Genomic DNA, 9435 nt, shown 5'->3' on the forward strand with positions numbered 1-9435 from the left:
TTCCTGTATCGCCGCCGTATTTCATGCCGTCATTCAAGGTAGCCACTTCTTCTTTGGTACCGTCCGGTTTCTCGTATACGATACGGGTCGTCGTCGTGCCCGGCGCACCGTCCACGCCGGGCTTGCCGTCACGGGTAACGGAGATGTCTGTCGTCACGCCGTCTTTGCCGTTAATACCGATCTTGCCGTCTGTACCGTCTTTACCTGTAGCGACGATGGTTTCGGCCTTAAGGTTTTTATTCATCTTCACGTCGATTGTCGTATTTCCGGCAGGGTCTTGCGTGATAAAGGTTTTAAGGTTTTCTCCGCTGTAGTCCGCATCGGCCGCGGTGCCTTCCCCTTTCACGGTTATCTTGGAGCCCAATTTATTGGTCTGTACACCGCCTGTATTGGCGTCAAACTGCAAGCCTTTGCTAATCACGTCATCCAATTTGGATTTGGAAGCGACATCCTTAATCGTAACGGTTTCTTTCTGGCCTGCATGGTTTTTATCTTCTACGGTTAAATCAATATCACCGTTGGCATCAACCGTATAAGACCCGTCCACACTGGATGCGTTTTGTACCAGCCGATAATCGGTGGCGTTGGCGCCTTGTTTCTTCACTTCATCGCTGACAATCTTCAACTGATCTTCCGTTGCACCGCGGCCGGATACAATGTTGGGATTTTGAATATTCCAGTCCTTATTATCAAGGCCTGTTACATAATTACCGGTAGTACCGCCGGATGTCTGGTTGCCCATCGTCACACCGCCGGCTTTCACCGTATCCGTAGCGGTTACTGTCTTCACATTAATGTCCCGGTTGAGTTTTACGCCTATTTTTGTATCGTCACCGGTTTGAGTGATCTCCGTCGTAATATTACTATCGCCGTTGACGGTGACTTTAGAGCCTAATTTATTCGTTTTTTCGCTGTTATTATCCGCATCGAAACGAAGGCCTTTATTGATGACTTCATTTTTAGCGTCATGCAATTGGCCGCCGTTTACCGCATCCTTGGAGCCGGATGCCACGTTGCCGTCAGCCACATTGGTCACCTTTTGATTATTCGCGTTGATACCGTTATTGGTTACATAGTTTTTTCCGCCTACGGTCAGGCCGTTGTTGTTGATCACCGTGCCGCCCGTTGTGACGCTGTCCACTTTCACATCTTGGCCAGTTTGATATTCAGCGCGCCGTTCCCGGATACTACGCCGATATTGTTATCTGACAGTTTTGACGCGTCAGCACCGCCTTTGATATCCAGCTGCTGCCCCAGTTTCTTATTGATAACAGTTGCGTCATCGCCTTTGAAGTTCAGCCCTTTTCCAATCGTCGTGTTGATGTTCGTAATATCATTGGCATTCTTTGTGATATTTGTCTTGTTGGTCTTTACTCCGTCACTGACTGTTTTCAGCTGGTCTTCCGTGGCGGCCTGTCCGGATACGGGCTGCGGGTTGTCAATATCCCAAGTCGTATTTGTAAGGCCGTTCACTGTCCCGGCATCCCCGTTTACCGTGACGGGATGGGTCTGCCCTACGGTAACCACATTCCCCAGTCCGACGGTATACTCTCTACCGCCTGTCTCGGCACTGGTTCCTTTCGTAACGGTTACGTTGGCGTCTTTCGCTTTGACTGTTGTCGCCTTTGCTGTACCGCCGATAGCCGCATTCAGCTGATCCACATTGACGGCATCTGTCCCGGCAGTACCGGTTGCCACGTTTGTGATCTTCTGATTGTTGGCATTGATGCCGCTATTGTTGATATAGGTCTTCCCGCCTACATGCACGCCGTTATCGTTGATGACGACTTTACCTGTTCCCGCGCCTGCCGTCACTTCCGTGAATTCCGGTTTTTCACTCATCACTAAATCAAGGCCGTCTCCTGCCGCGTTTTTCTTCACGCCCAGGTTCTTGCCCGATACGCCGGTGGTCACATTGGCAAGGCCGCCTTTGACGGTCAGTTTTGTGCCCAAATCACGATGAACTTTATTCGCCGCACCGTCGTTCCCTTCAAAATCAAGGCCTTTTGCCGTCAATGTATTCGTAACGTTGGTCACCGCATTGTTCACGGCTGTCTGCACATCCCCGATATTAGCCGCGTTGGTCGTCGTATTTCCGCCGCTGGCCACGTTCGTGATGGTCTGGTTATTCGCGTTGATGCCGTTATTGGTCACATAGGTCTTTCCGCCTACGGTCAATCCGTTATTATTGATGACCGTGTTGCCTGCTGTGACGCTGTCCACTTTCACATCTTTGGCCATTTGATATTCAACGTATCTGTCCCGTTGGATACCACGCCGATATTTCCGTCTGTCAGCTTAGACGCATCTGCCACGCCGCCGACGATATTCGTCTGTTCGCCCAATTTCCGGGTAAACTTATTATCTGCAGCTCCTGCAGCTTTTACATCGCCCGCATAGGCCACGCCCTTATCCATTTCCGAGGTCACCGCATAGAGCTGGCTGCCGTTGATGGCATCGGTAGAAGTGCCGGAAATACGGCCTGCCGCCACATTGGTGATCGTCCGTTCTGTGCCTGCCTTGCCCACGCTGACTGTAGAAGCCGGGTTGGTACCCGCAAAGTTATGCGTTGTCCCGTTGATGACAGCAGAAGGAGTCACCACGGCCGCCGCCGTTTCTGAACCGGCGCCGAGGGCTACGGCATTTTCATTGTCCACCTTTGTATCACTGCCGAGAGCCATCCCGTTCTTTGCCGTCACGGAAGCACTGTTCCCCAGCACCATGGCACCGTCGGCGGAAACCGTGGAGTTGCTGCCTCGCATAGGCGTTATCCGCATTAATGATATTCTTGTACCCGAAAGCGCCTGCCATATTTCCTTTCACTGTCCCGGCAGTGACTGTTGTGATTTTATCCTGGTCAGCACCGGCTGCGCTGCCGTTTGCTTCTGTCGTGGTCACAACCGTGGCGGAGCCGATGGTATTCCCTGCGCCGACAGCATAGGCCTGGTTTCCGTAAATAGTATTGTTAGAGCCGACAGCTGCGGATTCTTTCCCGGATTTAGACCCGTCTTTCATATCCAAACCCACCTGGTTTGTATCACCGATAGAGGATGACCGGTCACCATAAGCGCCTACCTGTGTACCGAGAGCAAGAGAATTTGTGCCCCAGCTCCGTGCCATGATCCCGATACCGGTGCTTGCCGTCCCTTTGGTCAAAGAATTGATACCGATCGCTGTAGATCCTGTACCGAATGCTTCACTCAACGTCCCGATGGCCGTGGTGGCATCACCGATAGCGGCGGTATTCGCATATTTCCCTTTCACATTGATGGAGGCCGAGCCCAAACCGCCGGTAAACTTATCTTCTATTTCCTTATTAAAGCTCTTTTTGATCCCGTTTCCTGCTTTCAGCTGAGGCACGGCTGCTTCCAGTTCCGTACGGGCCATATCGATATCGTCTCCACCGATGGCAACGGAAGAGTTCCCGATTGCCCTCGTATCCGCGCCAAGCGCCAGCGACTGGGTGCCATAGGTTTTTGCCGTACTGCCGATAGCGACCCCCTGTGCATATTTAGCATCGACAGTCCCGCCGGACTGTTTTACCTTGACATTAGTTTCCGCCGACGCGCCGATGACCACATCGCCTCTGGCGCCGTATGCCGCCGCTTCCGCGCCTGCCACTACCGCGCCGGATCCCGGATTACCATGCTCTGTAGAAGCAATACTCTTCGCCTGGCGGCCGATGACGACATCTCCGTTTTCCAAAGCCTGCGCGCCCTGGCCGATGGCTACTGTACTTGCCGGGAGACTTGGAGTGCCGGTGCTGCCTTTTCCTGACGCTTTCGCTCCCGTGCCGATGGCAATGCCGTTCTCTGTTCCATCCTCAACGGAAGCGGTCTCACCTATGGCGATCCCGCGATCTGCTTCACTCTTGCTGTCCCAGCCGATAGCAGTGGAATTGACTCCTTTCGCTGTGGAATTTGCCCCCAATGCGCGGGCGCCCGCAGCCAGGGCCTTTGCTCCGTTACCGATGGCTACGCCCCAATCCCCTTCTGGATTGAGAGCCGTTCCCCATGGCAATGGCACCGCCATTAGCAGCCTTCGCATTATTACCGAAAGCCATGGAAGAACCGCCCCAGGCCCTGGCATTGGAACCGAAAGCCTGGTCATTATCTCTACCTACAATATGATCATTCTCATCTATACCTGCCCGTGCTTCATTACCAAGCGCGAAACCGTTAGTAGAACGAACCTCGGTATTATTCCCGATAGCGACCGTATTATTTCCGTTCGTATGCGCATTACGGCCGATAGCCACCGCCTGTGCGCCTTGGCCGACAGTACCGGTACCGAGGGCGACCGTATTGATATCTTTGGTTGTCGCACTATGACCGATCGCGATACCGCCGCTCTTATCGTTAATCCCCGGTGTCGCTGTGGCAGGGTTCACGGTAACGTTCGCACCATTCCCGATGGCAATCCCGTTCTGACTTGACGCTTGATCCGGATCCCCCTTGCCGACGGACGCTTCATTACCGATGGCCACACTGTGCCATGATAATGCCTTCGACAGAATACCGTAAGCGGAGCTGTTCAACGCCGTGGCCTGTGCCTGGTCGCCGACAGCAAGAGAATGCAAAGCTGAAGCAAAAGACAAAGACCCTATGGCAGTCGCACCCTGTGCCGTAGCTTTCGCCTGATCGCCCATGGCGATAGCATATATATCAGTTGCCCGCGTCCTGCTGCCGAGAGCCACCGTATACTGCTTTGTCGTTTGAGCATCATCCCCGACGGCTATGCTGTTCGCTGTAGCCGTTGTAGCACCGATCCCGCCGTTAAACGAGGCGCCCGCCATGCCCGGCGCCAAACATCCCATGACGGCAAGAACGCACACAAGGGCACAGAGAGAATGGCCGCTTACTGCAGAAATATTCCCCTTACCCGCACTTTTCGTAAGTTCCGAAACTACCACATAGCAATGCTTCACCCGGCTCCAGATGACTTTGTAAATCCGATTCATACATTTCCTCCTATTACACTAAAAAACAAAAAATAATCTGTATTCTTCAAGATAAATAATCACTTCAAATTATAATATGGCACAATCACTTTTGCAATAATTATATCGTTTGTAGCAAGTTTATTACAATAATGAATATGAACAAAAAGCAGAGAATCCACTATGCGGATAAAGGATTTCAAGGAAATACGGCCGGGCCGATAAAAAGTGATTCTGCCTGACTCGTATACTCATAGCATACCGGACATTTTAAACGCTTCCGAGTGCGTACCCTATTATTTAACAAAAAGAATGGCATCGACCACTACCGTGATCGATGCCAAAAAAGACTTGCCGGGTAACCGCACCCCAACATTTGTAAAAGAACCAAAGTCATCTGAGCCAATCAGGGTGCAACACTGTTTACGAACTGGACTGTCAGCACCGGCGGGGTGGAAATAATTCCCAAAACGGTTACTCGCTGTCCCATAGGAACAACTGCGCCATTGAGGTTTATAAGAATTATATTCCCTTGGGCGGTACGAAAATTCATAAGCCCGCCGCCTGCGCTGGATAGAACACTGCCCACAGTGCAGACTCTTGTCCCTGCAGGAAGCCCGGACAAATCCCATGCCACCTGATAAGCGCCCAGATCCTCTATTTTCAAATCTCCCGGGTTTGTCTGATACCAATTGGAAAGATCACTTTTTATCGGTCCCATGAAATACCCTGCATCCCGGAATGTCCGTGATGCTATTGAGCCCTGTGACGGATACGGATTTCCGACATCTTTTCTGTAGCTGACTGTACGCTGATTGGGAAGCCGCTCCTGATAAGACACATTCCGGATAATAAGTACAGGCTGTCCGGCCTGATTGTAAGCTACATGCCCTGTCGCCTGAAAAGGCGTATAACTCATTATCTTTCCCGCATGCTCCATCATGGCAGGGATTTCCTGTCCATCGGTAGTAACAAAACAATATACATTTTCCGCATAGGCCCCTTCAAACTGGCCGTTTACGGTAATATCATCTGCTGCCGTTGCCATAGGCCCCGGCAGCAACAATACTGATAGTATTCCCATCACAGCAAACCATGATTTTTTCATCTGAAAGCCTCTCGCTCCGATTAACCGCGATCTTTAATGACGCGTACACGCTGGATATCAGGTGTGCCATCCTTATGCTTGGTGATGGTATCTACCCTGATACGTTCCAGTTCCGGCTCGAATTCTTTCAGTGCTCTGGCCATCCGGTCATCGGCGGCTGCACCGTTCTGCATAGCCCTGTAGATCAACGCAGCCATTTCATACCTAGTCATCATGCGGTCCCCGCCAAACTGTCCGTCCGGATACCCCACAATAACACCGTTCCCTGCCAGAGTCGCTACATAGTCATAAGCCCAATGATTTTCAGGCACATCGGGGAAGAGCTGCATCTTGTCCATATCTAAAGAATCCAGCTGTTTTCCTTCAGCAACCTTTATCAGCGTCCCCTTCATATTTTCCAGTTCAGCGCGAAGATCCTTGATTTCCTTTGCCATCGCCACCCTGGAAGTGGAAACATGATTGCCTTGTCCGAGTTTTACGCTCAAACCGGCATTTATCATATTTTCTCCACCGCCCATTGAACCGCCGACACTGATCATCGTGTCTTCATTCGGGCGATAGAATGCGCCAAGCGCCAAGGCATGGGCATCCTTGTAATTCCCGTATCCCAAAGTGAAATCCCACTTATCATCCGGGTCAAAGTCCAGCGGATGAAGGGCTGCCAAAGCCGCCGCTCCTGCGCCGACACGATTGATACGGTTATCAATATTATTGACGGCTCCGCCGATCTGTTTCAGCTGACCCACATTAACGGCATCCGTATCGGCTTTACCTGCTGCAACATTGGTAATTTGTTTACCGCCTGCATCAATTCCGGTTTGCGTAACGCTCGGACCGTCTTTAATCGTCAGGCCGCTATTGCTCATCACCGTATTTCCCGTAGTCACAGTTTTGAAAGTCGGTGTATCGACTACAGCCACTTTATACTCCGTGCCGCCGTTTGCATTTGTTCCTGTCGTCACGGAAATATTGCTGCCTGCCGTTACGGAAGAGTGCTTGCCTGCCTGGCCGGAGACCACCTTCAGCTGGTCTTCCGTCGCCGCCTGGCCGCTGGTGATGTTGTTCGGATCCCAGGTCTTATTGGTCAGGCCGTTCACTGTTCCTGCCGCACCGTTGACAGTCACCTGTCCGGCTTTGATCGTACCTTCCGTTCCCTTAATGCTGACCTGCTTGGAAGGATCGCTTCCCAGCGTAATATCATCGTTCAGATTCACACGGTATGTCTTGGATCCGTCGGCATTCGTTTCAGAAGTCACCGTTGTATTTTTACCGTCTGCCACTTTTGTGGTTGCACTGGCTGCCGCTTTTTTCAGCTGGCTGACATTGACGGCATCCGTATCAGCCTCGCCTGCGGCCACATTGGTGATTTTCTTGCCGCCTGCGTCGATTCCCGCCTTGGTGACGCTGGGGCCGTCCTTGATCTTCAGCCCGTCCTTATCAACTGTCACTGCCGTATTGCCGGAACCGTCCTGAATGGTAAGCCCGTTGGTATCCATCTTCGTATGGCCTGTTAACACTCTTTACGAAAATATCGTCCTTAAGTGTAACTTTGACTTTGCCGCCTTCGACTCTGGTGGAAATATTCTTACCGTCGCCTACGACATCCACACTTTCACCGAGCTTTTTCTTTACTTCGTTTCCGTCTTCCGCTTTGATGCCGAAGCCCTTATTGATAATCTCCGAGCCTTGATTTTTCAGCTGGCTGACATTTACGGCATCCGTATCGGCTTCGCCTGCCGCTACATTGGCAATCTTATTTCCGCCGTTATTCAGCCCATCCGCAGTAAGAGAAACCGTTCCGGTTCCGGCCGGAGTACGCGTCGTATTCTTGACATAGAATCCGGTAGTATCCATCACCACATTGCCGGCAGTTACACTGTTCAGCTTTATATCCTTGGCAAGACGGACTTTCAGGTTGTTGTTTCCATCAGATACGACACCGATATTATCATCTGTCGTCAGTTTGCTTTCGTCTTTAATGCCGCCAATGACGTTCACCTGTTCATTCAGTTTCTTCTTGATGACATCCCCCGTATCGCCGCCGTACTTCATGCCGTCGTCCAGGGTAGCAATGTCATGCTGCTTACCGTCCTTTTCTTCGATGATGAGACGGGTGATATTGGTGCCGTCAACACCCGGCTTTCCGTCTCCGCCTTTAATGGTGAGCCCGTTGGCACCGTCCTTACCGTTCATGCCGATAGAGCCGTCCTTGCCGTTGATAACTACGGCGGAGCCGTCTTTACCGTTGACGCCGATGGACCCGTCTTTACCGTTTGCACCCTTTTCACCGAGTACCAGGTCGTCTTTTACATTGACTTTGTACGGATTTGCAACAGTACCTTCGCCTTCAACGGTGGTGTTCTTACCGTCTTTCAGGATTGTCTTGCCTGCCGCAACAGCATCTTTCAGCTGGCCGAAGTTGACCGCATCACTGTTTACCGTACCGTTGGCTACGTTGGTGATTTTCTGACTGTTCGCATTCAGACCGTCTTTGTTGATATAAGTCTTTCCGTTGATGGTCAGGCTGCCGTTCGGCCCAAGGTTTACATCTTTCGCCAGACGGATTTTCAGATTATCGCTGCCGTCGGATACGACGCCGATGTTGTCATCATCTGTCAGTTTGCTTGTATCCGTAATGCCGCCCACTACATTGACCTGTCCGTTCAGTTTCTTCTTGATGACAGCCCCCGTGTCACCGCCGTATTTCATGCCGTCATCCAGGGTAGCCACTTCATGGGTCACATGGTTCTTATCTTCGTATACAATTCGCGTCAGATGGGTTCCCGGTGCTCCGTCTACTCCCGGTGCTCCGTCTTTTACATGGATGTCCGCCGATGTTCCGTCCTTACCGTTGATTCCGATATGGCCGTCTACTCCATTCTGACCCGCAGGCCCTTCCGCCGTGATGGTCACTCCATCTTTACCATTCGCTCCCGCTACTCCGACTTTGCCATCTTTGCCATCTTTGCCGGCCGTAATGGTTTCTACTTTCAGGTTTTTGTCCAGGCCGACAATCATTTCACCATTGCTGTCCACCATCGTTTTGATGTTGGAAGGATCATATTCGGTATCCGCCTTCGTACCGGTCCCCTTAATGGTCATGGTGCTGTTCAGTTTTTTAGCCACAATACCGGTATTTCCTGCGAATTTGAGCCCGTCGTCCAGGGTGGCAACGTCATGCTGCTTGCCATCTTTTTCTTCGATAATGAGACGGGTGATATTGGTGCCGTCAACGCCCGGCTTTCCGTCTCCGCCTTTAATGGTGGCGCCGTCCTTGCCGTCCTTGCCGTTGATGGCTATGCTGTCCGCTTTCAGGTTCTTGTCCATGCCGACAATCATTTCACCATTGCTGTTCACCATCGTTTTGATGTTGGAAGGATCATATTCG

Annotated in this window: 1 protein-coding gene and 4 pseudogenes; all 5 read right to left on the reverse strand. The window is 51.5% G+C overall.

The genetic code is table 11. The features are described from left to right. Positions 1-4537: pseudogene (locus tag HMPREF0080_RS11535) on the reverse strand (ESPR-type extended signal peptide-containing protein); the annotation flags it as partial. Then, a pseudogene (locus HMPREF0080_RS11700) lies at positions 4526-4960 on the reverse strand (ESPR-type extended signal peptide-containing protein); the annotation flags it as partial. The pseudogenes HMPREF0080_RS11700 and HMPREF0080_RS11535, both read right to left, overlap by 12 nt. A gap of 385 nt (positions 4961-5345) precedes the next feature. After that, positions 5346-6047, reverse strand: coding sequence for a hypothetical protein (locus HMPREF0080_RS05980; RefSeq protein WP_006790429.1), 702 nt, complete (start codon positions 6045-6047; stop codon positions 5346-5348). A 20-nt stretch (positions 6048-6067) separates the two neighbouring features. Continuing rightward, positions 6068-7381 (reverse strand): annotated as a pseudogene (locus tag HMPREF0080_RS10850) (S-layer homology domain-containing protein); the annotation flags it as partial. Between the two features lie 103 nt (positions 7382-7484). Then, positions 7485-9435: pseudogene (locus HMPREF0080_RS11705) on the reverse strand (hypothetical protein); the annotation flags it as partial.

Source organism: Megasphaera geminata F0357, assembly GCF_000239275.1.
Taxonomy (GTDB): Bacteria; Bacillota; Negativicutes; order Veillonellales; family Megasphaeraceae; genus Megasphaera; species Megasphaera geminata.

What these genes read in the sequence shown, in the direction of transcription:
- HMPREF0080_RS05980 (WP_006790429.1), bottom strand. Translation starts at nt 6,047, where the DNA reads ATGAAAAAATCATGGTTTGCTGTGATGGGAATACTATCAGTATTGTTG.